The organism is Litoreibacter sp. JB4-2, assembly GCF_055693445.1.
This window is the reverse complement of the sequence record NZ_CM146334.1, coordinates 3,694,715-3,720,626: the sequence shown is the minus strand read 5'-3', so window position 1 is coordinate 3,720,626 and position 25,912 is coordinate 3,694,715. Positions and strand designations below refer to the sequence as shown.

Genomic DNA, 25,912 nt, shown 5'->3' with positions numbered 1-25,912 from the left:
GAAGATGCTAGCGGTACAGGCGCGAAAAGAGCGGGCAAGTTCCGGTCGATCCGCGGTTCCCAACCCGCAAAATGGGCAATTGCGCGGCAAGGTCGCAATTTGAGTTTCCGAATTTCAGCTTAAAATTCATGATGTTACGGCAAAAAAATACCTGCGCCAATTTTCATTAAACTGTCTTAAAACTAAACAAAAAACCCACATTTGGACACAATTTCCGCCAATTTACCCGCTTTGTTTCAGCCAGTGATTTAGGACAGAGCGTTAAGGCGTTCGTTCATTCGGACTGTTTTTGGTTTCAAGTTTCGAGGTTCGAGTGGTGGGTCCAATAGTCCTGAGCAAATTGGAGAGGAGAAAGACTGTTATGTACAGCCTTAAGAAGCGACTAAAAACATCTGCGGCGTCTGTCGCTATTGCATCCGGCATGTTGCTTTCAACAGCAGCCATTGCGGAGCAAGTCACACTGAAATCGACCGACGGCACAATCAATGTCGTTGGCGACTTCGTTGATTTCAAAGACGATTCCTACATCGTTCGTACGGCACTTGGTGACCTGCGCATCAACGCCAGCCGCGTTGTGTGTGAAGGCGCCGCTTGCCCAACATTCGGCAACGCGTCCGCCGACGTCACAATCGTAGGCTCTGACGCAATCGGGCTCGGCATGATGCCGCTCCTGATGACAGGTTATGCTGCGTCCATCGACGCAGACGCAGAGCTGACCAACCCGGCCACTGGCCAAGCACTTGCCACGATCATTGATGACGGTGGCTTTGGCGACGAAGTTGGGTCCTACCTCGTGTCGGCCACCAATGATGATGCAGCCTTTTCCGGCCTGCTTGATGGCAGCGCCCAAATTGGCATGTCTTCGCGTCGCATCACCAAGGACGAAGCACGCGCCCTTCGCGCAGCAGGTGCTGGCAGCATGGTCAGCCCAAGCCAAGAACGCATCATCGCGGTCGACAGCATGGTTGTTGTAACCCACGCTTCCAACCCGGTGAACCAGCTTGACTTCAACCAGCTTCGCGGGATTTTCTCGGGCGAGATCACAAACTGGTCCGAGCTCGGTGGTCCAAACAAGCCGATCAACGTCTTCTTGCGTGATCAGGACTCAGCCAGCCACGAATTCTTCGCAGACTACCTGTATGGCGAAGAGCGCCCCGAGTTCCTGCCACAAGGCATCACCGCAGATGACCAGGCACTGTCGAACGCGATCTACCACGACAAAAACGCCATCGGCTACCTCGGCTACGCCTTCCAGCGTGGCGCCAAGCCAATGACGCTGATCAACGAATGCGGCATCGCAACGACACCAGACGCCTTCTCCGCCAAAACGGAAGAATACGCCCTGAACCGTCGTATGTACCTGTATAACCGCGCCGACAACCTCGACGCAGAGGGCCGCGAATTCCTCGACTTCGTCACATCGGATCAAGCTGATGGCGTGATCGGGAAATCCGGGTTCATCGACCTCGGCATCACCCGTCGCGCTCAAAGCCTTGAAGAAGGTCGCGGCGCCGCCATGGCAGTTGAAGTTGCAAGCTACGACGCTGGTTTTGAAAGCGAAGTAATGCAGGAAATGATGGCTGAGATGGTGAACTATGACCGTCTGTCGACAACATTCCGCTTCCGCACAGGGTCTTCGAAAGTTGACGAACGTGGTAAGCTCGACATGCAGCGTCTGATCAACTACCTCGAAGGCGAAGATGACGGCACATCCGTGACCATCGTTGGCTTCACAGACGATGTGGGTGCTTTTGAAGCGAACCGTCGCTTGTCGCTGGGCCGCGCCGAAACAGTCGCTGACAACATCATCGAGACAGCTGGTGGCCGCCTGGATCACATCGACATGAAGATCGCAGGCTACGGTGAAGTTGCACCATCGGCATGTAACGTGTCGGATCGTGGCCGCTCCATCAACCGCCGCGTTGAAGTGTGGATCACGAAGAACCCACAGTCCTAAGACATAAGAAGATGCATGTTCGAAAGGGCATGCATCTTCTTCACCCATTGTCTGACGTAGCGGCCCGCGTGGGGGAGCCAATCAGACAAAAACACGTCGACCAGAATAGCCAAGCGACAGTTTGTAAACATCGTTCGCTCTACCAGTTATCGGCCAAGCAGCATGAAGGCTGCATGTGTCGAATGATACCGTACAAAGGACCTTCAAAATGACCCCCACTCTCCCAAATCTCGCCGCAGCGCTTGCCCTTGGGTGCGCCGCATTGGCGACACCGACCTTGGCCGAAGACGCCAAGATTGTCCCTGTCGCACTTCAAGAGGACACAGGCGCGCAAGAGCGCATCAACTTCTCCGGCAAGTTGCGCATGTTGTCACAACGCATCCCGTCCGCCGCATGCCACCTTTCAGAGGGGGTAGACCCTGAAGGCGCGCAGAAATTGCTGACAGGGGCGACCGCAGAGTTCGATAAGATTGTAAACGCGCTTGAATTCGGCGACCCGTCGCTCAACATCAACAGCGCTGAACCACGCCGTAAGACCAAAGCCACGATTGGCGAATTGCGCACCGCGTGGGTTCCGCTGAAAGACGCCTCACAAGCAATGATCGAAGGCGACGTAAGCGAAGAACATCTTTTGACCATCTTGAACAATAACATGGGCGTTCTTGACAAAGCCAAAGGCGTCGTCAGCCAAGTTGTGGGCCAATATTCGAACCCGATCGAACTGGTTCAAGCAGATTCTCTGCTGATCGACATCGCTGGTCGCCAACGGATGCTTACCCAAAAAATGTCGAAAGAATCTTGCATTGCAAACACAGGCCACGGAACGCCTGAAACGATTGCTGCCTTGCAAGGCACAGTTCAGACCTTCCATTCTTCGTTGGATGCTTTGATCAACGGCTTGCCAGCTGCAGGCATCCGCCGCCCACCGACACCGGCAATCGCAGAAGGTTTGAAACAGGTCTCAGCCAATTGGCAAAGCGTAAAACCACTGTTGGAAAAAGTTATCGCCGGCGAAACACTTGACGCGGCCGCCGAGACCAAGAAATTCCAAGGCCTGAACGCGACAATGAAAAAGATGAACGAAGTTGTCGGCATGTACGCGAAAGCCGTAACCAAAGAAAGCTAAACGCGTGAGCGCATGGTTTGAAACAAAGCAGCCCCGGCCCTGACAAACAGGACCGGGGTTTTTTCATCTTTGAATGGGCGTCACCGGTTCCAATATTCGGGGATAAGTGACAACAGAAAATCCCCGCCATAGCCCGGAAATGCTTCTTTGAGCTGGGCCGCTGCGTCGTCGGGCGTTGCGGCATTGCTCATCGCATCATCGAGCACTTTGATATAGGCGATCGCTGTATCAAACTCCCCCGGGTGGTCGGTAGCCCATGGCCAACAAGCAACGTATCAAAGGCTGGATCATCGCGCAGGCTTTCCAATGTTGCGATCCAGTTTTTCCGGTCAACGCCGGGTGCAAAGAAGACGCCGTTATAGACCAAGTCCTGCACGATTGCGACTTTCTGCTCAGGCAGAACGGTCACGATCAAATGCGGGGCCTCCGTGTTCTCATAGTGACGGAACTCGACCGGGACGCCCGATATTTCGGTCATACCAATGGAAATGTCAGGGCCGTTCAAAACTGTCGTCGGTTCCGGGAAGTCGCCTCCCGCGGCCTCCGCAGCAACGGCCGTACGAATTTGTGGCAGTGTGGAAAAAACCGTTCCTTCAATGAATGCCGAGCCGCCCCAGTGATCAGGATGTTCATGGCTTAGAACGGCCAGTCCCACCGGTTTGCCGGTCGCAGCGATCAAGGCAGAGACCTCCTGCGCTGTCGGCGGCAGCATTGTGCCATCGACGACGAGCAATTGATCTGAGAATTCCACCACATGCGACGTTACATTCACGGCCTGCGCTGGTGAGACATAAGTGTGAAACGTCACGCCACCGGTCGCAAAACTATGTACAGTGCCGGGCGGCAATTCCCCTTGAGCGTGCGCGATGTCAGGGCGCAAAGCCGTGCGCAGGAAGGTAGCCGCACCTATTGTAAGCGCGGCCCCTTTCATCAGATCACGACGGGTAAGTGTTGGGTTGGAAGGCTGGGTCATATCAAAAAACTCCATTTGGATTGGCATCAGACAAGACGTCTTGCACCGGCGCGGACGCCGATGAGCCCAAATTATTGACAAGTACCATTCTCAATAAGTAACCAAATGATGATTGAACAATTCTGGTAAAGTGAACAATGATCGAAAAACTACGGAGTATCGCGATATTTTCGACCGTGGTGGATCAGGGTTCATTCCGGGCTGCCGCGCATCACTTGGGTCTGGCGCCGTCGCGGATCAGCCAGGCCGTTTCTAACCTAGAAAAGGATTTGGGGGTCACGCTGCTTTACCGATCCACGCGGCAGCTATCGCTGACACAGCAGGGGCGGGCGTTACACCTTCAGGCGCGTGCCATGTTGGAAGCCGCCGAAACAGGGTTGGACGCCATCAACCCGCTTAGCAGTGACCCGGCGGGCCTTCTGCGGGTATCAGCCCCGGCCTTTCTGACGCAAACAAAGCTCATGGATGACATCGCTGAATTTGCAAAAACCTATCCTAAAGTGTCGCTCGACCTACATTTTACCGACCGGCGGCGGGACCTGATTAAAGACGGGTTTGACGTTGCTATCCGCGCGGGCTGGCTGGAAGACAGTGAGTTTCTGACCCGCAAGATCGGAACGATCGAGCGATTGCTGGTGGCCAGCCCCAACTACTTTTGCGGAAAGCCGCCCCCCATGACGCCGCAAGACCTAGAAGATTGGAACTGGATCCGCTTCTCCATGCACCCAGGTCGGACCGAATTGACGGCAAGATCAGGTGAGACGGTCACCGTCTCAGGCCGGTCCCATGTCACCGTCAGTTCGGCCAATGCGCTCTACGAATTCGCCATGCGCGGCTTGGGGGTTTCGACCATTCCGGAACATCTCGCCCGCAGCGGGTTTGAACGTGGAGAGTTGGTACATGTGCTCCCCGATTGGACGCTCAAACCGCTCGGAGTTCATGCCGTTTGGCCTGACCAATCACGGCGCGAAAATCTCACGACACTATTCGTGCGTTTTATTGCGCAAGGCCCGCCTGAAACGACAGACGTGGATGATCACCCAGCCGCACCGTAGCCCGCCCGGCGTCCGAACACCGCCCCTGAGGTCAGACCGGAACCACCGGGATAGCCATTGAAGAACACACCGCCGACCAGTTCACCGCACGCAAAAAGGCCGTCAATCGCGTGCCCCGCCTCTGTCAGCACAGCGCCACGCTCATCAACTTTCAACCCGCCATAGGTGAAGGTGATGCCACCTGTGACCGGGTAGGCGCGGAACGGGCCAGTATCCAGCTTCTGCGCCCAATTTGATTTGGCCAGCTCCAGCCCTTTTGTACCTTTCCCGTCAAGGACGGTCGGATCAAAAGGGACGTTCTCGTCGACAGCGTCATTGTAAGCCGCCAAAGTACCAGCTGCCGCGTCCTGATCGACGCCGTCTAGTTTGGGCAACAGAGATTCCAGACTGTCGGCCTCAACGAAGTGGGCATCATGGAAGTGGTATTCGCCGTAAAGCAGATCAAAGACCTTCGCGTCAAAAATCTGCCACGCGAAATGCCCAGGTTGGGACATGATGGCGGACCCAAATTGCGCATAGGTGTAGTTGCGGAAATTGATCCCCTCATCAACAAAGCGCGCGCCATTAGCATTCAGCATCACGCCCAGAAAATAGCAAATCTTGCGGTAATTTTTGCGCTCCGAAGGCGGTAGCTCAAGGTTGCCAAAATCCGCCATGTGTAAATCCATTGGCGTTGCGTGGCAGCCACCGAAAAAACCATAGCTTTGTGCGCCGAGTTTTTCTGCCATCACCAAGGCGTCGCCTGTATTGTGCGGTGTGCCGCGCACTTTGGCCTTGTCCCAATCCGGGCCAATATGGGTCTGACGCAGCGCGGCGCTCGCCTCGAACCCACCGCACGCAAGGATCACCGCATCAGCTGAAACGCGTGCGCCCGTGCTGGTGGTCACGCCAACAATCCTGCCCTGTTCGACAATCAGATCGGTGACAGCTTCTTCATATCGAATTGTCCCGCCCAGTCGTTTGAACGCCGCAAGCTCCTGATCGAACAAACCAACGCCCTCATTCTCAGCCGCTAGCGTTAGCCCGCCCCAAAACACATGGCGGCCATCCTTTTCAAAGCTCTGGCGCGCATAGATTGGTTCGAACCGAACATCATGCGAGCCTAGCCACTTCAGTGTTTCATAGCTTTGGGATGTCAAAACCTGTTGCTCAGGGCTGAGCGGGCGGCCGTCATTGAAGCCCAGCAAATCTCCAGCAAAGGTCTCTTCGGTGTAACCGCCGAATTCCGTATGTGCGAGCCGCGGATCATCGGGGTCCTTCAAGAGCGGCAGCAAATCATCGCCGGAACCATAGGCAAAGCGCATCGCACCCGCCGTATACTTGGTGTTGCCCCCTGCTAAAGCTTCATCGGCCTTTTCAAGGATTAAAACCTCAGCGCCCTTCTCGAGAGCCGCGATTCCTGCACAAAGGGCTGCATTACCCGACCCTGCGATAACGATTTTTTTCATCTGTGTGTCCAAACTTCGGGATTTATCATGTGGATGGGCGTACCGCTGGCAAAGGCGTTGATTTGATCGAAAATGTCCGAGAATTGCAAATCGAATTCATCCTCAGTGACATATCCAATATGCGGTGTGGCCAACACATTGGGCGCACGGAGCAACTCGTGGTTTGTGTCGGTCAATGGCTCTGTGTCGAACACGTCAACGGCAGCGAAGATACGGCCGCGGGCGACCTCTGCCTCAAGCGCACCGTCTGCCACCAACCCCGAGCGTGATGTATTGATGAAAAGCGCACGGTCTGACATTGCCGCCAAATCCGACGCCGTTATGATCCCATGCGTCCCAGGCTTCAGGCGCACATGCACACTAACGATGTCGGAACTCGCGAAAAATTCTTCTCGCGAGGCGGCAACGCGTTCACCGTCAGCCTCGGCGCGCGCGCGACCCTCCTCTGACGACCACCATTGGACCTGCATTCCCATCGCCTTGGCATAGTCCGCAACGGCCCGCGCGATCCGGCCATAACCGTAAAGCCCAAGCATGCGCCCCCGCAGCGTCCGTCCGACGCCTGATTGCCATGTGCCGCTCTTTAGGGAGGCAGCCTGTTCGGGAATGTTACGATAGCTCGCCAACATCAGGCCCAGCGTTAATTCTGCGGCAGCATAGGACGGCGATCCGGCGTGCATGTTTGAACAAAGCAGCACCTCATTGCGGGTGCAGGCTGCTACGTCGATATGCGGGTAGACGCTGCGTTGAGAGATGAGTTTCAAGTTGGGAAGCTGTTCCAGCAAAGGCGCTCCAATCTTGGTCCGCTCGCGAAACAGAACCAAGCAATCAGCCTCACGTAAGCGTGGCGCAAGCCTGACGGGGTCCGGCTCATGGTCAGTCCAGACAGTGACCTCATGCCCTTCTAGCTTGGCAAAACATGGCAAGCCACGCAGGGTGTCAAACCAGTCGTCGAGAATATGAACTTTCATGCGTCTTGTCCCCGCGATCCGGGCATGCCTACTGCCATGAACCAGCACACCCATCCTTAATTGTATACGGAGGTATACAATACAGCTGAAGCCGTCAATTCCCCTTCCAGATCCTTTGCGGAACGAAAACCTGACCGGCGGCCAGCAAGCGTGCCGTGCGTACGAGGCCAGCGGACTTGATGACCATCCCTGCCCCGGTCACCTCAAAATCCACCAACACGTCGATCTTTCCCGATGGGTGCTCCAGTACAAGCGCTGCCGGACCCTCGCCCGGTAAATCCGCCAATCCTTGCGCCACGCTCCCGGGCGTCAGAACACAAGAGGCCAAACATTGCGCGCCAGTTACGGCCATAGTCGGATGCGTGCTCCAAGGCATAAAGTAGCGCGCGGCAATCGTGCCACCGGCTTGCGCAGGCGCGACCAAGCCAAATTTGGGCGCAACCGATTTTGATACGTCACCCATTCCCATCAAAGCGCCTGCTTTAAGGCGGACCGCCTCCATCCGGGAAAAGAATGCGCTATTTGCGTCCAATTCCTCTGCACTTTCATAACCCGTCAAACCAAAGCTATCCGCACGGGCGATGACCATCGGCATGGCAACATCCATGCAAGTGACCGAAATACCGTCGATCTCATCAATCAAGTTGCCGGTCGGCAAAAAAGCCCCTGTAGCACCACCCACAGTTTCCATGAATTGTAAGGTGACTGGCGCAGCACTTCCGGGTACACCGTCGATCCGCGCCTCCCCGTCATAGCTGACCACGCCGCCCGGCGTTTGAACAAGCGCCGCAACTTTCGCACCGCTATTCACGGCGCGGATCGCAACGGGCGTTTCATCCATTTGCGCGTCAACAAGGCCCATCTCAATCGCCGCCGGACCGACACCAGACAAAATATTGCCGCAGGTCGGTTTGAAATCGACCAGCTGGTCTTCGACACTGACCTGCGCGAAGAAATAGTCGACATCCGCCCATGCATCAGTGGATTTGGACAGCATCGCCACTTTGGTCGTCACCGTCGCGCCGCCGCCGATCCCATCAATATTAAGCTTGTGGCCCGAGCCCACAATGGAGATCAAAACCTCCGCAAGTTTGTCCAGATCAGCGGGCAAATCACCACGGTTCATGTAGGGCCCGCGCGAGGTTCCCCCGCGCATGAACAGAAACGGGATCGCAGTTTGGCTCATGTCACACGCCTCGCTGTATGCGAAAACGGAGCTATACAATCAAAGCCGTTCGGATGGCCAATATGACTCAAACATTCGATCAAATAGAATTTCTGCTGTATCACGCCCATGAATATCCCGACCTGTCTTTACAGAAGACATTGGAAAACGCTTGAGGCTGAAAGGCAAGTCTTTCGGGCGGGCTAGCGCAGCTTTCTACAGCCACATGCATCAGCGGGCCGCCTTGGTTCGCTTGAGAGCCGGAGTTCCGCCGCACATTCGCAAAGCCACAGCCAAACAGCTGCTTGGCGCTGCCCAAATGGCAAAAGCATCACCAGATTGTAGCATTGCGCCAACATCGGGTTCACTTGAGGCTTGCGTTCAAACCCGCCATATAAGCCACAACGGGTTTGCTGACATGGTCGTGCCGTTCGGCCTCGTCAAAACCAAACGCTTTTCCTTTGGGAAACGGTACATATAGCACTTCACCCGGATCATGTCCTTTGCCGGATTTCCGTCGGTAAGGCGCACGCGGCGGCGGATGCCCGCATCTGCGGCTTCCATGATGCTGTCAGCAGCGAAGGGTGGCGGTAACGCATTAGGCGACTTCCATAACCCTGTGGCGCGCCTTTGGGTGCGTCACCTCGTCTGGCGCGCTTGTGGCCGCTCGCGCCTCCGGCCAATCGAGAAACAGGATCGCCGGATTTGTTATGTTTTCCTTTGCTAGACAATCACACAGATCGGCTCCCCGGCACGCCGCCACAACCTGATCATTGGCCTGTGCATTGGCAACGATGCGCACTTGAACTTGTTTGGCCAGCCCTTCTACGCGCAACGTCGCTTCGATCTCAGGCGCAGCTTTGATCCCCATATAAACCGCCACCCGCGCGCCAAGCCGCAGATGTGACAGCCAATCTGGCGCGGCCATTCCGTCGGCACCGGTGCCCGTGGTCATGACAATGCTTTGCGTCTGGCCCCTCTCGGTCAGAAAATCACCCATCGCCGCAGCCGCGCCGCTGGCAGCGGTAACGCCGGGCACAATTTCGTAGCTCAGCCCTGCCTCTTTCAGGGCCTCAACTTCCTCCGCACCACGCGCAAAAATGCCGGGATCGCCGCATTTCAAACGCACAACGCGCTTTCCCTGCCGAGCCGCGCTCACCAGAACGCTGTTGATCTTCTCCTGCGGCCAGCTGTGGCACCCCGGCGCTTTGCCGACAAACACACGTTCCGCGTCACGGCGCGCCAATTCCAGAATTTGCGGATCAACCAAGCGATCATAAAAAATGATGTCTGCCTCCTGCAACCGCTTTACGCCGCGCAAGGTGATCAGGTCACTGGACCCCGGCCCTGCCCCAACAAGCGCGACCGGCGCAGGTGCAGCCTCTTCAAATGTTCCGGTTTCAATCGCCGCTTTCAACTTCTGCGCCGCGTGCGCCTCCGCCCCTTTCGCGTGAAGCGCGCGCACGGGCCCTGCAAAGACCCAACGCCACAGATCGCGCCGGTCCCGTGGCCCAAGTCGAGCGGCCGCAAAGTCGCGCAACCGACCCGCCAATGAGGCCAGGTCGCCCAAACGTGGCTCCAACATCTCCTCGACCTTCGTCTTGATCTGGCGTCCCAGCACCGGCGCCGTACCCTCCGTCCCAATGGCCACAACAACCGGGTCGCGGTCGACAATCGACGGCGTGATTGCGTCGCACAGATCGGGCTGGTCCACAACGTTGACGACTGCGCCAGCCTCTTTGGCCAGCATATGCATTGCTGCATCCAGCCCCGGACAGCCCGTCGCAACAAACACCAATGCGGCGCCTTCAAACGAGATCGGAGAGATCGCGCCGCGGGTCCAAGCAATCTTGCCTTGCGCCTGCAATCCTTGAAGTTCTTCATCAAGCACAGGCGCTAAGACCTCGATCTGCGCTTCGGTTTTTAGGATCAAACGACATTTCTGCGCCGCCTGCTCGCCGCCGCCTGCAATCACAACGCGCCGTCCGGTCATAGTCAAAAACATGGGGAAGGTTTTCATCTGATCGCTCCTCGTCTCATTCGGCAGCCAGGGTTTGTGGCGGCATTACCAATAGACCTTTCAGTTCGGGCTTGCAGGACCCACAGCTTGTGCCCGCACCCGTACATGCGCCAAGCGCTTCAACCGTTCCCGCACCATCGGTAATCGCCTGCCGCAGCGTGTTGACCCCAACCGACATGCAGGCACAAACTATCGCGCCGGGTTCGAGTTGACCTGTGCCAGGGAACCCCGCCAAAGCGTCAAGGCCACCTGTTTCCGTACCGATCAAAGACACCGCATGCGACCGCGACAGCGCGACCGGGCTTGGGGCGGCAAAAAACAACGCTTCCAAAACGCCGTCCCGCGTTAAGGCGATGCGGGTCGTTCCAAGCTCCTGATCTTCAACGAAACACATCTCACCACAGGCGCAATTGGTAAGCCGCTTAACCAGATCAGGCCATTTCACGACATCACTTGCACCTGCCAACTCCGCCTGCCAACCCGTCTGGGTGCGCGCCACAGCGCTGTAATCCGCGACTGTTTCAATAGGCGCGGCTGAGGCCAAAAACCCATACCAACGCGCGTCAAATCGGGCCGCCTGAACATCGCCCGCTTTCAAAGCGGGTTGGCCTGACACAGGGTCCGTCCCGACATCCACAAGCCCGTTCACCCAAGACGCGCTGCTGCGCTGCCGGGTCCAATGCATGGGCGCAAACAGAGTGCCTCGCGCCACCTTCGGAGTGATCAGCGCGCGAAACAGCGCACGGGCACGGCCTGCGGAAAGCTCCACGATATCTGCCGCGTTGATCTGCAGCTGGGCCGCGTCACCAGGATGGATTTCGACGTAAGGCTCCGCCAAATGGCTACCCAAGCGCGGCGATTTGCCGGTCCGGGTCATCGTATGCCATTGGTCGCGCACCCGACCTGTGTTGAGCCGCAGTCCTTTCAAAGCATCAAGCACGGGAGCTTGGACCGGCAGCATTTTGGCTTTACCATCCGCATGAAAAAACTGGCCATCTGCAAAGAACCGCTGACCATTTTGCGGCCACTGGGTTGGAAGCAATTCGGCATAATCAACGTCGGCAAAAATACTCAAATCCAAGTCGCGACCGAATTCAGCCGCAGCCCCGGACAGTGCGACATATTCCGCAAACACCTCCGTCGGACCGGCAAAGTCAAACGCATCTGCCCAGCCCATCCGCGCCGCCACATCGCAAATAATCCGCCAATCGGGCCGCGCCTCGCCGGGGGCTGGCAAAAACGCCCGCTGCCGTGAAATGCGCCGCTCCGAATTGGTCACGGTTCCGTCTTTCTCGCCCCATCCCGTTGCTGGCAAAAGAACATCCGCCAGATCGCCGGTATCTGTGCGCGCGATTATGTCGGACACCGCGACAAAGGGCACCGCTCCGATCGCCTCGGCCACTTTGTCTGCATCCGGCAAAGACACTGCGGGGTTAGTCGACATCACCCAAAGCGCTTTGATCTTTCCTGCGGCACAGGCCTCAAACAGGTCGACCGCTTTGAGCCCCGGTGTCGTACAGATCGTCGGGCTGTCCCAGAAGTGTTGAACGGCGTCACGGTGGTGCTCGTTTTCAATATCAAGGTGATTTGCCAGCATATTGGCCAGCCCACCGACTTCACGCCCACCCATCGCATTAGGCTGCCCAGTAACGCTGAACGGCCCAGTTCCTGGCTTGCCAATCCGACCAGTTGCCAGATGGCAATTCAGGATGGCGTTCACTTTGTCAGTGCCAGACGTAGATTGGTTCACGCCCTGGCTATAGACCGTGACGACCTTCTCCGTCCCCGCCCAAAGCCGGAAAAATTCTTGCAGCTCAAGCACGCTCAGCCCAGCCTCTGTCGCGTCGGTGCCCCGCGCGGCTTGAACTGCGTCGCGGCAACCAGCGACATTGTCATGAACATAGGCAAGATCAAACGCATTGGTGTCAGCCAGATAGGTCAGCAACCCATTGAAAAGCGCTGTATCGCCGTCGGGCACAATCTGCAGATGGATGTCGGCCAGCTCTGAGGTAGCAGTGCGGCGCGGGTCAATATTAACGATGCGCATCTCCGGCCGTGCCTCTTTCGCAGCAACAATGCGCTGATGCAGCACCGGGTGGCACCAGGCCAGATTGGATCCGACCAGAACGATCAGGTCAGCCTCTTCCAAATCCTCATAGGTCCCCGGCACCGTGTCTGTGCCAAACGCACGCTTGTGCCCCGCGACCGAAGAGGCCATGCAAAGCCTAGAATTCGTGTCGATATTGGCCGAGCCGATGAAGCCCTTCATTAGCTTGTTGGCGACGTAGTAGTCTTCTGTCAGCAATTGGCCGGAGACGTAAAAGGCCACGCTATCCGGCCCATGCTCCCGGATCGCGTCCGTGAAACGGGTTGCCACCAGATCGAGCGCATCGTCCCAATCCGCGCGGCGACCGCCGATCTGCGGCGCGAGAAGACGACCATCGAGGTCGATGGTCTCGCCGAGCGCCGACCCCTTGGAACACAACCGTCCAAAATTTGCCGGATGGTCCGGGTCGCCTTTGATCGTCCCGTCAGCCGCGGCCAGAACACCGCATCCAACCCCGCAGTAAGGGCATGTGGTCCGCGTGCTCATGCGGCGCTGCGCGAAGACAGATAGGTCGCGTCGAGCAAAATCCGACCGCCTTCAACGCGGGCCGGATACGTCGCCACTTGCCCCTCATCGGGGCCTTGTACTAGCCCTGTCTCAAGCGAAATCACCCAGTTGTGCAACGGGCAAGTCACCGCCGCGCCATGCACAATGCCTTCCGACAAAGGCCCCTGCTTGTGCGGGCAGCTATTGTCCAAGGCGTACACCTCGTCAGCCGCCGTGCGGAACACCGCCACACAGCCCACGCGGGTTTTGACCACGCGCGCGCCACGCGCTGGGATGTCGTCCAAAGCGGCAATATCAATCCATTGGCTCATTCCGCTGCCTCCAAAGCCAAATTGGCAACCGGCTGGTAAGTTTCCGCCTTTTCCTCAGCGTGTTCAGCCCATGGGTCCTTCTGATAGATCGTCTGGCTTAGCTCGAACCGAGCGACCAAGGCTTTGCGGTTTTCAATGTCATCAACAACTTGCTCCTTGATCCAATCGAGCCCGACCTTGTCCATCCATTTGTAAATCCGGTCGAGGTATTTGGCGCCTTCCCGGTAAAGCTGGACAACGGCGATTGTCAGCTCCATCGCTTCCTGCTCACTTGGCACTTGCGCCAGCGGCTCGATCTCCTTCAGGTCCATCCCGGCGGCACCGCCAATCCCGATTTGAAACCCGCTATCGACGCAGACGATGCCCACATCCTTGCAGGTGGCTTCCGCGCAATTGCGCGGGCAACCGGAAACGCCCAGCTTAACTTTATGCGGAGTCCAAGACCCCCACAGCGCTTTCTCCAACCTGATCCCCAGACCGGTAGAGTCCTGGGTTCCAAACCGGCAATGATCCGTGCCGACGCAGGTTTTTACCGTGCGCAACCCCTTGGAATATGCATGGCCGGAGACCATGCCCGCCTCATTCAAATCCGCCCAGATTGCTGGCAGGTCCTCCCCCTTCACACCCAGCAGGTCGATCCGCTGCCCGCCGGTCACTTTCACCGTCGGAACATTGTATTTATCCGCCGCATCGGCAATCGCGCGCAGCTCACCCGCGTTGGTGATCCCGCCCCACATGCGCGGCACGACGCTAAACGTGCCGTCCTTCTGAATATTCGCGTGCTTGCGCTCATTGATGAATCTCGACTGCGGGTCATCCAGATAATCCAGAGGCCAATCCGCGATCAGATAGTAGTTCAAAGCAGGCCGGCATTTGGCGCAGCCATCCACCGTTTTCCAGGCCAGTTCCTGCCAGACGGCAGCCATAGATTTCAGTTCTTGTCCCTTTATCATCCGGCGCACGTCTTCGTGGGTCAGGTCGGTGCAACCGCACATGGGTTCGGCCCCCGGCAAAACAAACGCATCGCCCAACGTGCTGGCCAAGACCTGTTCGACCAACCCAGTGCAGGTCCCGCAAGACCCCGACGCCTTCGTGACCGCGCGCACCGCACCCAGATCAGTGGCCCCTCCATCAATCGCCTCGACGATCTCGCCTTTGCAAATGCCGTTGCAGCCACAAATCTCCGCCTCAGGCGGTAAGGCTGCAACGGCTGCTAACGGGTCCAGGGGGACCCTCCCTGATAGGCCGGCCCGAAGATCAGCGTCTCGCGCATCTCGGAAATGTCGGTCTTGTCGCGGATCATGCCGAAGAACCAGCCGCTATCGGCGGTGTCGCCATACATGACCGCACCGATCACTTTGTTGGCCTCGATCACCAGACGGCGGTAGACGCCACGGGCAGGGTCGCGAAAAACAATGTCCTCGCGCCCCTCCCCGTCCGCAAAGTCACCTGCACTGAAGAGGTCGCAGCCGGTGACTTTAAGCTTCGTCGACAATTCCTTTTGAACAAAGGCATCTTTTTCACCCAGTAGGGTTTTCGCAACAACCTTGGCCTGATCGTAAAGCGGCGCCACAAGGCCGAAAATCGCGCCGTTGTGCTCGACGCATTCACCCACGGCGAGGATGCTTTCATCGGACGTGATCATTTGGTCATCCACATGGATGCCTTTGCCAACGGCCAGCCCCGCCTCCTGCGCCAAGGCCACATTGGGACGGATGCCAACGGCCATGACCAGCAGGTCACACGGCAGCTCCGTCCCATCATCGAGCAGCAGCGCGCGGACCCTGCCGTCTTCGCCCAAAATCTCCTTGGAGTTGGCCTGGCACATCACTGTTATGCCCTTATCCACCAGCGCTTTACGCAGCAGATACCCCGCGGCCTCGTCCAATTGGCGTTCCATCAGATGGCCCATAATATGTACCACCGTAACGTCGACGCCCCGCGCGGCCATCCCGGCGGCAGCTTCTAGGCCCAACAGTCCACCACCAATCACGACGCACTTGGAGCCGTCACCAAGCCCCATCATCCGCTCCGTATCCTCAAGGTCGCGGTAGGCAATGACCCCTTCCAGATCATGCCCCGGCAGCGGGATCATGAACGGGTTGGAACCGGTGCCAAAGAGCAGCTTGTCGTAGCTCAGCTCATCGCCATTAGCCGCCGTCACAGTCTTGGCGGCACGGTCTACGCTTGCGATCTTCTCGCCGAACCGGCAGGTGACGCCATTTTCCTCGTACCAGGCGCTGTCGTGGATCACGATCTCCTCGTAACTCTTGTCGCCCGCCAAAACCGGCGACAGCATGATGCGGTCGTAATTGCCGCGTGGCTCGGCATTAAAGAGCGTCACCTCATAGTCGCAACCCGCTTTGAACAGCTGCTCCAACGCGCGACCCGTGGCCATTCCGGCCCCAATAACGATCAGTTTTTCTGTCATGATCTCACTCCGCCGCAATCGCTGTAGGTTTTGGCTTAGGTTTCGCCCCGTGCTCATATTCCTCAAGGAAATCAAGCACGTCCTGGCGGTACTTATAGTAGTCGGGATGCTCCAAAAGCGCCTTGCGCGTACGCGGGCGCGGCAGGTCGACATCGACGATTTTTCCGATGGTGGCTTGCGGCCCGTTCGTCATCATCACCACGCGGTCGGCCAGCAAAATTGCCTCATCCACATCATGCGTCACACAGATCGCAGTCACTTTCGTACGCGACCAAACCTCCATCAGCACTTCTTGCAGCTCCCACCGGGTCAGGCTGTCGAGCATGCCAAACGGTTCATCCAGAAGCAGCAGCTTGGGCGACAGCGCAAACGCCCGCGCAATACCCACTCGTTGCTTCATGCCGTTCGACAAATCAGCTGCTCCCTTGTCCATGCTGTCGGCAAGACCCACTCTCTCAAGGTAGTATTCGACGACATCCTGTCGTTCTGCTTGAGATGCGCGCGGGTAGACTTTATCCACCCCAATCGCGACGTTTTCCTTGGCCGAAAGCCAAGGGAACAGGTTCGGCGATTGGAACACCACCGCACGTTCCGGATCCGCGCCTTCGACGTGGCGCCCATCAAGCTTGATCGCGCCAGAAGAAATCTCGTTCAGCCCAGCCGCCATTGTTAGCACAGTCGACTTGCCGCAACCCGAATGCCCGATCAGCGAAATGAACTCGCCCTTGTTGATCTTGAGGTCGAAGTTCTCAACCACCGTCAACGGCCCCTTCGGCGTCGGATACACTTTGTCGAGCTGCGAAAAGTCCAAGAACCGGTTTTCAATCATCCCTTCCTGCGACTTGACAACCGCCGCGGGCACACCGTGGATTGGCGTCACGCTCGGCAAGATACGAGAACCCTCAACCTTCGCCTCAATCCCCACATCCATCAGGTATTTCGTGACGTCCGCGCGCAGCGTTTTGAATGTCTCGCTATTGTTCATCTCTATCCGGTCACGTGGCCGCGGAATTGAGACTTTGAACTCCTCACCCAGCGTACCATCAGGGTTCAACGCAATGATGCGGTCGGCCAGAATGATGGCCTCATCCACGTCATTGGTAATCAACACGCATGTCTTTTTGTCCGCCTCCCAAATCCGCTCAATCTCGTCGGCCAGATTGGCCCGCGTCAGTGCATCCAAAGCGCTCAAAGGTTCATCCAGCAGCAAGACCTCCGGGTCCATCGCTAGCGCGCGCGCAACATTGACCCGCTGGCGCATACCACCTGACAGCTCAGCCGGGCGTCGCGTGGTCGCATGACCCAAGCCCACCATCTTCACATAGTGATCGACCTTCTCGGCCCGCTCTGCCTTTGGCATCTTGGGAAACATCGTGTCGACGGCGAGGCCCACATTGCCGTTCACCGTCAGCCACGGCATTAGGGAATAACTCTGAAAGATCACACCGCGCTCTGGCCCCGGCCCGGTGATCGGCGCGCCCTTGAAGCTGACCGCCCCTTTGGTGGGACCCTCAAGCCCCGCCATCAGGTTGATCAACGTGGTCTTGCCGGTCCCCGAAAACCCGAGGAGCACAAGAAACTCGCCCTCCTCCACGCTCAGGTTGATATCTTTGAGGATATGCGCAGCCTCCGTGCCTTCACCGAAGGATTTGGAGACGCCTTTGAATTCAAGAACTGACATCTGAACCTACCGGTTGTTGGTGAAGGTGAACATGGATTGGATCGCGTACATCAGCCGGTCGAGCAGGAACCCGATGATGCCGATGGTAAAGACCGCAACCATGATCTTGGCCAGCGATTGGCTGGAACCATTCTGGAATTCGTCCCAGACAAATTTCCCAAGCCCCGGGTTCTGCGCCAGCATCTCAGCCGCGATCAGAACCATCCAGCCCACGCCCAGCGACAGGCGCAACCCGGTGAAAATCAGTGGCAGCGAGGACGGCAAAACCAGCTTGGTGATCTTGGTCCAGGTGTTCATCTTGAGCACCTTGGACACGCTCACCAGGTCCTTGTCGATTGAAGACACACCAAGCGCGGTGTTGATCAAAGTGGGCCAGAGCGAGCACAAAGTCACCGTAATGGCCGAATTCAAAAACGACTTCGCAAACCAGCCGTCAGACGCATAAGTGGCTGACACAATCATGGTCACAATCGGCAACCAGGCCAGCGGCGAGACGGGTTTGAAAATCTGAATGAGCGGGTTGATCGCAGCGTTGATCGTCGGGCTTAACCCCGCCCCAATCCCCAACGGGATCGCAATGATTGACGCTAGAAGAAACCCAAAGAAAACGGTCTTGATGGACGTCCAAATCTGATCGTAGTAAGTGGGCTTGCCGGTATAAATCCGCTGCTTAACCCGGTCCTCTTTGCCTTCCGCGATCAGCTTAGCGTTGCGTTCATCTTGGCGGACATAGAAGGCTGCTTCCTTTTCCTTCTCCCGTGCCGCATCGGCGTTGAGGTTCTTGGCCTGCTCCCAAACTTGGCTAGGGCCCGGTATCGCACCAAGCGATGTTTGAACAGTCGGTGCCAGCATCGACCAGGCACCCAGAAACAGGAAGATTGCAACAAGCGGCACACCCAAAAGCCGCCATATTTCAGAGACTTGCGCCTTGGGGTTGTCACCTGCAGCGGCTTTCAAGACGGGTGTCATCCAGGACAGACCCAACACTTGGAACCAGCCATCGGCCTTGTTGATGCGGGTGAAAAGGCGCTGCTTGCGGGCCTCTTTCTCAGCGCTGTCATCCAACACTTGCGGATCTATCGCGGTCATATCTGTGCTCCTGAAACGGGATGGTGGGTGGGGCGTCTTGGCCGCAGCCAAGAGCGTCGCCCCGCCAACAATTTTAGCCTTGGATGTCGTTGCCCACGACGATCTGGCCTTGCTTCAGGCCAATTGGCAGGCTCTCAAGATACGCGTTCGGCGTTTTGCCGTCATAGGCGATGCCGTCGATGATATCCTCAGCAGGCGTTGCCGCTTTGAAACCATCACTGTCCCAAGGGAAATCCGCTTCATTGGCCAAACCTTCATCAACCAGCAGGCGCGCGGCCTCCAGATAGATCGCAGGCTTATAAACCTCCGCTGCGGTGTCAAAATACCACTGATCCGGCTTGTCCTCAGCAATCTGGCCCCAGCGGCGCATCTGGGTCAGGTACCAGATCGCATCCGAATAGAACGGGTAAGTCGCGTTGTAGCGGAAGAACACGTTGAAATCGGGTGCCTCACGACGGTCGCCCTTCTCAAACTCGAAGAAGCCCGTCATCGAGTTCGCAATAACGTCGTAATCCGCGCCGACATATTCAGAACGGCTCAGGATCTCCACGGCTTCGGGGCGGTTGGCGTTGTCATTTTCATCCAACCAGATCGCCGCGCGGATCAGCGCTTTGGTCAAAGCCAGCGTGGTGTTTGGGTTTTCTTCAGCGAAGGCCGCCGTGATCCCGAACACTTTCTCCGGGTTGTTCTTCCACATGTCGTAATCAGTGATCACCGGCACGCCGATGCCTTTGAACACGGCCTGCTGGTTCCATGGCTCACCCACGGCGTAGCCAAAGATCGTGCCCGCTTCCATCGTGGCAGGCATCTGCGGCGGCGGCGTCACGGAGAGCAGAACATCTGCGCCAATCTGACCAGAAATATTCTCGGGGCTGTAATAGCCGGGCTCAAGTCCACCAGCGGCCAACCAATAGCGAATTTCATAGTTGTGCGTGGACACGGGGAACACCATGCCCATGTTAAACGGAATGCCCTGGTCGGTATAATCTTCAACAACCGGCTTCAGCGAGGCCGCCGAAATCGGGTGCTGCGGACGACCGTCGTCCATCATAGGGACATGCGGCTTCATTTCTTCCCAAATCTCGTTAGAGACGGTGATGCCGTTGCCGTTCAAATCCATCGAAAACGGTGTGATGATATGCGCCTCGGTGCCATATCCGATTGTTGCCGCCAAAGGCTGGCCTGCCAGCATATGCGCGCCGTCAAGCTGGCCGTCGATCACGCCATCCAGAAGCACTTTCCAATTGGCCTGCGCCTCAAGCGTTACGAACAGGCCTTCATCTTCAAAATACCCGTTCTCATAGGCCACGGCGAGCGGCGCCATGTCTGTCAGCTTGATAAAGCCAAATTTTAGCTCGTCTTTTTCAAGCTCCAACGATTGGGCACTCGCGACGCTCGCAAAAAGCGCGGCGCCTACCGACATTGTGCAAAACAATGGTTTCATTCAGGGTGGTCCTTTCCAATAAAAAAAGCCGCCATCCGGCACGCATCGGGAGGAGAACGTGCAGTCGGATGAGCGGCTTTGCTTTTGTCTCGAACCCCTACATCGGGGCTCTGGATGAAGCGCCATTGCTTCTTGCCCTTAGAATAGACGGGGGGTCAGGCAGGACAAGAAATCGACGGCCCCATCATCACAGATTCTTGCTGCAATGCAGCAATTGCTCAAAAAATAGTCAAAAAATCTCGCTAAAATCGAAAGTTTTGCCATCAAAAAAGGCATCCGCTTCGAGAATCATCTCACCACGGGTGGAGGACACGGCCGTCGGATGGGCTAGACTGCCTTCGACCTTCGCCGAGGCGCCAGGCATATCCGCATCCGTTTGGGCCAAAAACTTGCGATACAGGTCAGGGCGGAAGCATTGCGCCGCTTTTGCAACCACGTCGTCACGGTCCAACCTTTCCAACTTACTCAATTGCCCACCAATCCAAGCAGCTGAACTACGCCACGGAAAACTCGCGCCCGCTCCGCCAAACTGGATGAAGTTGGGCACATGCCAGGGCGTGGCCCCAAGCCGTGGCGTGATAAGCCCGCTCAACGCGGCTTCAATCGCCGCGTCCGGTAGGTTCAAATGCTCGGATCGCGCCAATATCTCGCAGGCCAGCGGGTGGTTCTTGGCCAAGCCCAACCATTCACAGGCCTCAAAAACAGCGCGCGTCAGCGCTTCCGCCTTGCTTTCATGCGCTTCAACCCAATCGCTGCGCATCCCCAAGACCTTTTCAGGTGCATGCGCCCAGATGCTGGCACCCGGCAAAATCAACTCAGCGGCACCCGAACCCACGGCAACGGTCCCCCAGGGCTCCCCCACCGCGAAAAGATCAATCTCACCGGCTTCCACCGCATCGGACATCACCGGCGGCGGGCAAGTGACAATCGTGAACAACCGCCTCTGCGACTCCGGCAGGCCAGCGATCAAATATTCAAACAGCAACCGGTGCATAGAATATGGAAAGGGGACGCCGACCCGAAGCGGCTGCGTGTTTTGAGCCAAATGCCCAAGCACGCGGCCCGGCGCCATTTCAAACCCGCCCCAATCCGCGCTTCCCATTTCATTTGCCAGAGCCGGCGAGACGCCAAACACAGTGCCATTGGCCGATATCACCAAAGGCGCAATCACATCTATCCGCGGACCACTCAGGCCCAAAGACATGGCAATCGGCATCGGCGACAGCATCTGGGCCGCATCCAGATGCCCCAAGGCCAACAAATCGCGCAGCGCCGCCCAGGATGGCTGGCGCAGCAGGTTCAGGCGGATGCCGTTCTGCTCCGCAAAACCCAGCTCATTGGCGATGATCAGTGGCGCGCTATCGACCAGCGGCACATATCCGCAATTCAAAGGCACCCCGCTCATGCCAGCAGGTCCGAGGCTGTCAACAGCGCTTGCGCCACGTCGATCACCTTGCGGTTTTGCGACATAGCCGTTTTGCGCATAAGCGCATAGGCCTCTTCCTCCGACAACCCGCGCGCGCGCATCACCATACCTTTTGCGCGATCAATCGTCTTGCGATCCTCGAGCGCTTTACGCGCGTGATCCAGCTCCCGGCGCATCTGACTGGTGACCTGAAACCTGGCAATCGCCGTTTTGAGCACCGATTTCACCCGCTCCGGCTCCGGCGCGCCGACAACATATGCGCTGAGACCGGCTGCCATGGCGGCGCGGGTCATTTCGTCATCGCTATGGTCCACAAACATCGCCACAGCGCGGTTGTCGGCCTCGGTGGCACGGCTGACCTGTTCAAGTGAATCGCGGCTTGGGTTCGCCAAATCAATCAGCACCAGATCGGGTTCCAGTGCAGCGATTTTGCGCGCCAACCCCATCTCATCGCCCAAGACGGTAACGTTTTTCCACCCTTCATCACGCAACGTATCCACGATCTGAAAGGCCAGCTCGCGATCCGCCTCAACGACGATAATTTTCAGGTCCTCAGTCACGGGTTTCGTGTGCGCCGAAACAGATGCGCAGTACGAGGCGAAACGGCCCGACTATGCCCTCACAGCCCAGCTGCTGTCTTAGTTGCTCAAAAATTACGCAGGTTTGTGCACAAGTTAGCGGTTTAGAGACAGACCAGTTAAACGGCGCCAGCTCCAATCGCGGCCAGCGCTGCGCGCGCCACGTCCAAATCTTGTTCCGGCGCGCCGGATCCTACGCCGATCCCCCCCACGCAGACCCCGTCCACAAAAATCGGCAATCCGCCCGTCAGCCGGGTCACGCTATTTTGCGTCGCTGCCGCAATCCCCGGGCCCACGGCTTCCGGGATCGCATCGCTGGGCGCGCGGATTGATGCAGCCGTGCAGGCCTTGCTAAGCGCGCTCTTCAAGCTCAGAAACTTCGCGCCTGTCATGCGTATTTCGCCCAACAACACGCCGCTCGCATCCACGATTGAGATACATTGCGGCTGCCCCATCTCTTCGGCTTTGGCCACGCCCGCTTGCAACATCGCCAGCACCGCCGCATGCGTCAAAATAACAGAAGTTTCAGTATACATGGCTTTCATCTCATCTCGCATTTTGTTATCGGTAACATAACAGGAAGCAAAGCAAAGGGGAAGCACATGTCCGGATCAGAAATTGGGGTTATTGGGCTTGGGACCATGGGCGCGATGTTGGCGCTCAATATTGCCGACAATGGCTTTAACGTCGCCGTCCACAACCGCACCGCCGCGCGCATCCCGGAGTTTTTGGAAAAGGCCGGACCGCTAGCGGATAAGATCAGCGGCCACGCAGAGCTGAGCGATTTCGTTCAAGGTCTCGCCAAGCCGCGCAACATCATTTTGATGGTACCAGCCGGGTCAGCTGTCGACGCGCAGATCGAACAACTACGCCCATTGCTTGATGACGACGACATGATCATCGACGCAGGCAATGCCAATTTCCACGAATCCCAACGCCGCGCCGACGAGGCCGCGAAGGCTGGTCACCCGTTCCTTGGCATCGGTGTCTCTGGCGGAGCAGAAGGCGCACGGTTTGGCCCCTCCATCATGGGCGGCGGCAAGAAAGAGGCTTGGGACCGGATCAGCCATATCCTTGAAGCGATCTCAGCCAAATATGACGGCCAACCCTGCGCCACTTACATGGGCGCCGGCGGGGCTGGGCATTTTGTCAAGACCGTCCACAATGGGATCGAGTATGCCGATATGCAGCTGATCGCCGAGGTCTACGGCATCATGCGCGACGGGATGGGCAAAGCGGCGGATGCATGCGGCACGGTTTTCGACACCTGGAACCAAGGCCCATTGCAAAGCTACCTGATCGAGATTTCGGGCAAGGTTGCGCACGCGACGGACCCCGATACCGGCAATGCGATGCTCGACATGATCCTCGACCGCGCGGGCCAAAAAGGCACCGGACGTTGGACGGCGATCGAGGCGCAAATGCTGGGTGCCCCCGTCCCTGTGATCGAGGCGGCCGTTGTAGCACGCAACATGTCCGCCGCGCGCGATCTGCGCTTAGAAGGCGCGGAGACCTTTGATTTGATTGACCCGAAAATTGCGCCAGACGCGCTCAGCCTTGACGATTTGGAAGGCGCTCTGATCGCTGGCAAAATCCTGTGCTACGCACAAGGATTCGAGCTGTTGAATAAGGCCAGCGCCGAATATGGCTGGGACCTGCCCATGCCCGCAATCGCCCAAGTCTGGCGCGAAGGCTGCATCATCCGCTCCGCCATGCTGAACGATATGAGCGAGGCCTTGTCAGATGCACCAGCGCGCAACCTTGCCCTTGCACCATATTTCGCAGATCTGCTGCGGGCCAATATTTCAAAATTGCGCAAGGTCGCAGTGGTGGCCTTGGGCGCCGGGCACGCCGTCCCTGCCCTTGCCGCCGCACTGACCTATTTCGATACGCTCACCAGCGCGCGCACCACGGCCAACATGCTTCAAGGACAGCGCGACTATTTCGGCGCGCACAGCTTTGAACGCATCGACAAGGACGGCGCGCATCACGGGCCATGGCTGGATCAGCACCTAAACGGGTGACACCCCGTTGACGTTGAGAAACACGGAATAAAGCGAGGTTGTTCCGGCTATAAACAGCCGGTTCAACTTCGGCCCGCCAAAACAGACATTGCCAACCAGTTCAGGAATGCGAACCTTGCCGATCAGCGTGCCATCGGCGTTCAGGCAATGCACCCCATCCCCGGCAGAGCTCCAGATACGACCGCCCCTATCCACCCGGAAGCCGTCAAACAGACCTTCAGTACAGGTCGCAAACACGTCCCCGCCCGACAGTGTGCCATCATCATTGACCATATGTTTGCGAATGTGTTTCGGCCCGCCGTCCGTGTGCGTCACGCCTGTATCGGCAATGTACAACATGCTTTCATCGGGTGAAAACGCCAGCCCGTTTGGCTTCACATAATCGTCGGCGGCAATCGTGATCTCACCAGACGGGTCAACGCGGTAAACGTGGCACGCGCCAATCTCGCTCTCAGCGCGCTCGCCCTCATAGTCCATCAAAATGCCGTAGCTTGGGTCCGTGAACCAGATCGAGCCGTCAGATTTAACCACAACGTCATTGGGGGAGTTCAGCCGCTTCCCCTCAAAATTATCGGCAATCACCGTGATGGAGCCATCATGCTCCGTGCGCGTCACACGGCGGCCAAGATGTTCGCATGACACCAACCGCCCCTGACGGTCGACCGTATGCCCGTTGGAATTGTTGGAAGGTTGTCGGAAGGTCGACACGCCGCCATCGGTGTCGTCATAGCGCAGAATGCGGTTGTTGGGGATGTCGGACCAAAGAAGGTACTGACCAGCCGCAAACCAAACGGGGCCTTCCGACCAGCGCGCGCCTGTCCAAAGCCGCTCGACCCGCGCATGGCCCACAAAGCAGGCCTCAAACTCAGGTTCAATGACCTCGAACCCGGTCCCCTCTATCACTCCGAACATGCGCGTCACCTCCTGTTTTGTCGCCACCCATTGCGTCTCCTGGGCGTCTGACCCCCAGCCGGGTTGTCCCATTTGGTTGCCGGGATGGGACATGTCATGACCCCAGATCGCCTGATACGTGTCTACCGCCATACCAGCGCGTTGCAAACGGATGAAAGCGGCAATCAGCACCGCCCACCAAACGATCAGCCACACCCACATCCAGACCGGGCCATTCGCCTTCCAAAGCCCCAACAAGATCGTCACGGCCGCTAGCGCCAAAGTGGTGTAGCCCAGCGTTTTATGAACCGTCTCGAACGCACGCCGATGCGGCGTCATGTCGTAATGCGCCCCACTCAACGACCCATCAACAGCGGGCGCGGTTGGCCCGCCCTTGCTGCCCCGGAACACGCCAAACAACACCTGCGCCACCATCAAGGCCAACACAATGTAGCCCAGCCAATTGTGAAGGCTCATGGCGGACAGATCACTCGGCAACACCAGGGCCAGCCCAGCAATCGACAGGCCAGTTACCACCGATTGCCCCATCCAATGGCTGCGCCACCAGACCTGACTGTCAAGCTCGCGCGGCCAATCCTGCCCCGGCATGATTTTGAAAAACCGGGCAATCAACACCGCTGTCGGCGCAAGAATACCCCATGCCAGCACCATGATCCGCGCATGCCAAGAGATGGCAAACCCCACCTC

Annotated in this window: 18 protein-coding genes and 3 pseudogenes; 4 read left to right on the top strand and 17 right to left on the bottom strand. The window is 57.6% G+C overall.

The window, feature by feature from the left end; genetic code table 11:
* Positions 1 to 421: 421 nt before the first annotated feature.
* Positions 422 to 1,957 carry a phosphate ABC transporter substrate-binding/OmpA family protein gene (locus ACZ1G7_RS18600; protein WP_472660867.1) on the top strand — a complete coding sequence of 512 codons (1,536 nt, stop codon included), beginning with the start codon at positions 422 to 424 and terminating at the stop codon, positions 1,955 to 1,957.
* A 208-nt stretch (positions 1,958 to 2,165) separates the two neighbouring features.
* On the top strand, positions 2,166 to 3,083 hold the full coding sequence (locus ACZ1G7_RS18595) for a type IV pili methyl-accepting chemotaxis transducer N-terminal domain-containing protein (protein WP_472660866.1): 918 nt from the start codon (positions 2,166 to 2,168) through the stop codon (positions 3,081 to 3,083).
* Positions 3,084 to 3,270: 187 nt separating this feature from the next.
* On the opposite strand, the gene ACZ1G7_RS18590 is transcribed toward ACZ1G7_RS18595, so the two are convergent.
* Complete coding sequence (locus ACZ1G7_RS18590; protein WP_472660865.1) at positions 3,271 to 4,056, bottom strand: MBL fold metallo-hydrolase; 786 nt, start codon at positions 4,054 to 4,056, stop codon at positions 3,271 to 3,273.
* Between the two features lie 137 nt (positions 4,057 to 4,193).
* On the opposite strand from ACZ1G7_RS18590, the gene ACZ1G7_RS18585 reads away from it, so the two are divergent.
* Positions 4,194 to 5,111, top strand: a complete 918-nt coding sequence (locus ACZ1G7_RS18585; RefSeq protein WP_472660864.1) for a LysR family transcriptional regulator — start codon at positions 4,194 to 4,196, stop codon at positions 5,109 to 5,111.
* On the opposite strand, the gene tcuA is transcribed toward ACZ1G7_RS18585, so the two are convergent.
* The 14 genes and pseudogenes from tcuA to ACZ1G7_RS18515 form a co-directional block, all read right to left on the bottom strand.
* Positions 5,093 to 6,559 (bottom strand): FAD-dependent tricarballylate dehydrogenase TcuA, encoded by a 1,467-nt coding sequence (gene tcuA / locus ACZ1G7_RS18580; protein WP_472660863.1) that lies wholly within the window; start codon positions 6,557 to 6,559, stop codon positions 5,093 to 5,095. The two genes, ACZ1G7_RS18585 and tcuA, sit on opposite strands and share 19 nt — an antisense overlap.
* Complete coding sequence (locus ACZ1G7_RS18575) at positions 6,556 to 7,530, bottom strand: D-2-hydroxyacid dehydrogenase family protein (RefSeq protein ID WP_472660862.1); 975 nt, start codon at positions 7,528 to 7,530, stop codon at positions 6,556 to 6,558. The genes tcuA and ACZ1G7_RS18575 overlap by 4 nt, the downstream gene beginning before the upstream one ends.
* A gap of 94 nt (positions 7,531 to 7,624) precedes the next feature.
* On the bottom strand, positions 7,625 to 8,716 hold the full coding sequence (locus tag ACZ1G7_RS18570) for a 4-oxalomesaconate tautomerase (protein WP_472660861.1): 1,092 nt from the start codon (positions 8,714 to 8,716) through the stop codon (positions 7,625 to 7,627).
* A gap of 408 nt (positions 8,717 to 9,124) precedes the next feature.
* Positions 9,125 to 9,316: pseudogene (locus tag ACZ1G7_RS18565) on the bottom strand (succinate--CoA ligase subunit alpha); the annotation flags it as partial.
* Complete coding sequence (cysG, locus tag ACZ1G7_RS18560) at positions 9,294 to 10,715, bottom strand: siroheme synthase CysG (RefSeq protein WP_472660860.1); 1,422 nt, start codon at positions 10,713 to 10,715, stop codon at positions 9,294 to 9,296. The pseudogene ACZ1G7_RS18565 and the gene cysG, both read right to left, overlap by 23 nt.
* A gap of 16 nt (positions 10,716 to 10,731) precedes the next feature.
* Positions 10,732 to 13,308 (bottom strand): nitrate reductase, encoded by a 2,577-nt coding sequence (locus tag ACZ1G7_RS18555; RefSeq protein ID WP_472660859.1) that lies wholly within the window; start codon positions 13,306 to 13,308, stop codon positions 10,732 to 10,734.
* Positions 13,305 to 13,640, bottom strand: coding sequence for a nitrite reductase small subunit NirD (gene nirD, locus ACZ1G7_RS18550; protein ID WP_472660858.1), 336 nt, complete (start codon positions 13,638 to 13,640; stop codon positions 13,305 to 13,307). Before nirD ends, ACZ1G7_RS18555 begins: the two co-directional genes overlap by 4 nt.
* Positions 13,637 to 16,071, bottom strand: a pseudogene (gene nirB / locus ACZ1G7_RS18545) (nitrite reductase large subunit NirB). Before nirB ends, nirD begins: the two are co-directional and overlap by 4 nt.
* 4 nt (positions 16,072 to 16,075) lie before the next feature.
* Complete coding sequence (locus ACZ1G7_RS18540; protein ID WP_472660857.1) at positions 16,076 to 17,752, bottom strand: ABC transporter ATP-binding protein; 1,677 nt, start codon at positions 17,750 to 17,752, stop codon at positions 16,076 to 16,078.
* Between the two features lie 6 nt (positions 17,753 to 17,758).
* Positions 17,759 to 18,841: an ABC transporter permease gene (locus ACZ1G7_RS18535; RefSeq protein ID WP_472660856.1), complete on the bottom strand. Its 1,083-nt coding sequence runs from the start codon at positions 18,839 to 18,841 to the stop codon at positions 17,759 to 17,761.
* Between the two features lie 73 nt (positions 18,842 to 18,914).
* The gene (locus ACZ1G7_RS18530; protein WP_472660855.1) at positions 18,915 to 20,285 is read right to left on the bottom strand and encodes a CmpA/NrtA family ABC transporter substrate-binding protein; all 1,371 of its coding nucleotides are present in this window, start codon (positions 20,283 to 20,285) and stop codon (positions 18,915 to 18,917) included.
* Positions 20,286 to 20,514: 229 nt separating this feature from the next.
* A complete protein-coding gene (locus ACZ1G7_RS18525; protein WP_472660854.1) occupies positions 20,515 to 21,690 on the bottom strand; it encodes a CmpA/NrtA family ABC transporter substrate-binding protein in 1,176 nt (391 codons plus the stop codon).
* Positions 21,687 to 22,271 (bottom strand): ANTAR domain-containing response regulator, encoded by a 585-nt coding sequence (locus ACZ1G7_RS18520; RefSeq protein WP_472660853.1) that lies wholly within the window; start codon positions 22,269 to 22,271, stop codon positions 21,687 to 21,689. The genes ACZ1G7_RS18525 and ACZ1G7_RS18520 overlap by 4 nt, the downstream gene beginning before the upstream one ends.
* Before the next feature lie 137 nt (positions 22,272 to 22,408).
* On the bottom strand, positions 22,409 to 22,825 hold the full coding sequence (locus ACZ1G7_RS18515; protein WP_472660852.1) for a GlcG/HbpS family heme-binding protein: 417 nt from the start codon (positions 22,823 to 22,825) through the stop codon (positions 22,409 to 22,411).
* A 66-nt stretch (positions 22,826 to 22,891) separates the two neighbouring features.
* Here ACZ1G7_RS18515 and gndA point away from each other — a divergent pair, with 66 nt between their 5' ends.
* A complete protein-coding gene (gene gndA / locus ACZ1G7_RS18510) occupies positions 22,892 to 24,313 on the top strand; it encodes an NADP-dependent phosphogluconate dehydrogenase (RefSeq protein ID WP_472660851.1) in 1,422 nt (473 codons plus the stop codon).
* On the opposite strand, the gene ACZ1G7_RS18505 is transcribed toward gndA, so the two are convergent.
* Together ACZ1G7_RS18505 and ACZ1G7_RS18500 are read right to left on the bottom strand one after the other, a co-directional pair.
* A complete protein-coding gene (locus ACZ1G7_RS18505; RefSeq protein WP_472663761.1) occupies positions 24,302 to 25,225 on the bottom strand; it encodes an SMP-30/gluconolactonase/LRE family protein in 924 nt (307 codons plus the stop codon). The two genes, gndA and ACZ1G7_RS18505, sit on opposite strands and share 12 nt — an antisense overlap.
* Positions 25,226 to 25,669: 444 nt before the next feature.
* Positions 25,670 to 25,876, bottom strand: a pseudogene (locus tag ACZ1G7_RS18500) (hypothetical protein); the annotation flags it as partial.
* Positions 25,877 to 25,912 lie beyond the last annotated feature (36 nt).

What these genes read in the sequence shown, in the direction of transcription:
- ACZ1G7_RS18600 (WP_472660867.1), top strand. Translation starts at nt 422, where the DNA reads ATGTTGCTTTCAACAGCAGCCATTGCGGAGCAAGTCACACTGAAATCG.
- ACZ1G7_RS18595 (WP_472660866.1), top strand. Translation starts at nt 2,166, where the DNA reads ATGACCCCCACTCTCCCAAATCTCGCCGCAGCGCTTGCCCTTGGGTGC.
- ACZ1G7_RS18590 (WP_472660865.1), bottom strand. Translation starts at nt 4,056, where the DNA reads ATGACCCAGCCTTCCAACCCAACACTTACCCGTCGTGATCTGATGAAA.
- ACZ1G7_RS18585 (WP_472660864.1), top strand. Translation starts at nt 4,194, where the DNA reads ATGATCGAAAAACTACGGAGTATCGCGATATTTTCGACCGTGGTGGAT.
- tcuA (WP_472660863.1), bottom strand. Translation starts at nt 6,559, where the DNA reads ATGAAAAAAATCGTTATCGCAGGGTCGGGTAATGCAGCCCTTTGTGCA.
- ACZ1G7_RS18575 (WP_472660862.1), bottom strand. Translation starts at nt 7,530, where the DNA reads ATGAAAGTTCATATTCTCGACGACTGGTTTGACACCCTGCGTGGCTTG.
- ACZ1G7_RS18570 (WP_472660861.1), bottom strand. Translation starts at nt 8,716, where the DNA reads ATGAGCCAAACTGCGATCCCGTTTCTGTTCATGCGCGGGGGAACCTCG.
- cysG (WP_472660860.1), bottom strand. Translation starts at nt 10,715, where the DNA reads ATGAAAACCTTCCCCATGTTTTTGACTATGACCGGACGGCGCGTTGTG.
- ACZ1G7_RS18555 (WP_472660859.1), bottom strand. Translation starts at nt 13,308, where the DNA reads ATGAGCACGCGGACCACATGCCCTTACTGCGGGGTTGGATGCGGTGTT.
- nirD (WP_472660858.1), bottom strand. Translation starts at nt 13,640, where the DNA reads ATGAGCCAATGGATTGATATTGCCGCTTTGGACGACATCCCAGCGCGT.
- ACZ1G7_RS18540 (WP_472660857.1), bottom strand. Translation starts at nt 17,752, where the DNA reads ATGTCAGTTCTTGAATTCAAAGGCGTCTCCAAATCCTTCGGTGAAGGC.
- ACZ1G7_RS18535 (WP_472660856.1), bottom strand. Translation starts at nt 18,841, where the DNA reads ATGACCGCGATAGATCCGCAAGTGTTGGATGACAGCGCTGAGAAAGAG.
- ACZ1G7_RS18530 (WP_472660855.1), bottom strand. Translation starts at nt 20,285, where the DNA reads ATGAAACCATTGTTTTGCACAATGTCGGTAGGCGCCGCGCTTTTTGCG.
- ACZ1G7_RS18525 (WP_472660854.1), bottom strand. Translation starts at nt 21,690, where the DNA reads ATGAGCGGGGTGCCTTTGAATTGCGGATATGTGCCGCTGGTCGATAGC.
- ACZ1G7_RS18515 (WP_472660852.1), bottom strand. Translation starts at nt 22,825, where the DNA reads ATGTATACTGAAACTTCTGTTATTTTGACGCATGCGGCGGTGCTGGCG.
- gndA (WP_472660851.1), top strand. Translation starts at nt 22,892, where the DNA reads ATGTCCGGATCAGAAATTGGGGTTATTGGGCTTGGGACCATGGGCGCG.
- ACZ1G7_RS18505 (WP_472663761.1), bottom strand. Translation starts at nt 25,225, where the DNA reads ATGTTCGGAGTGATAGAGGGGACCGGGTTCGAGGTCATTGAACCTGAG.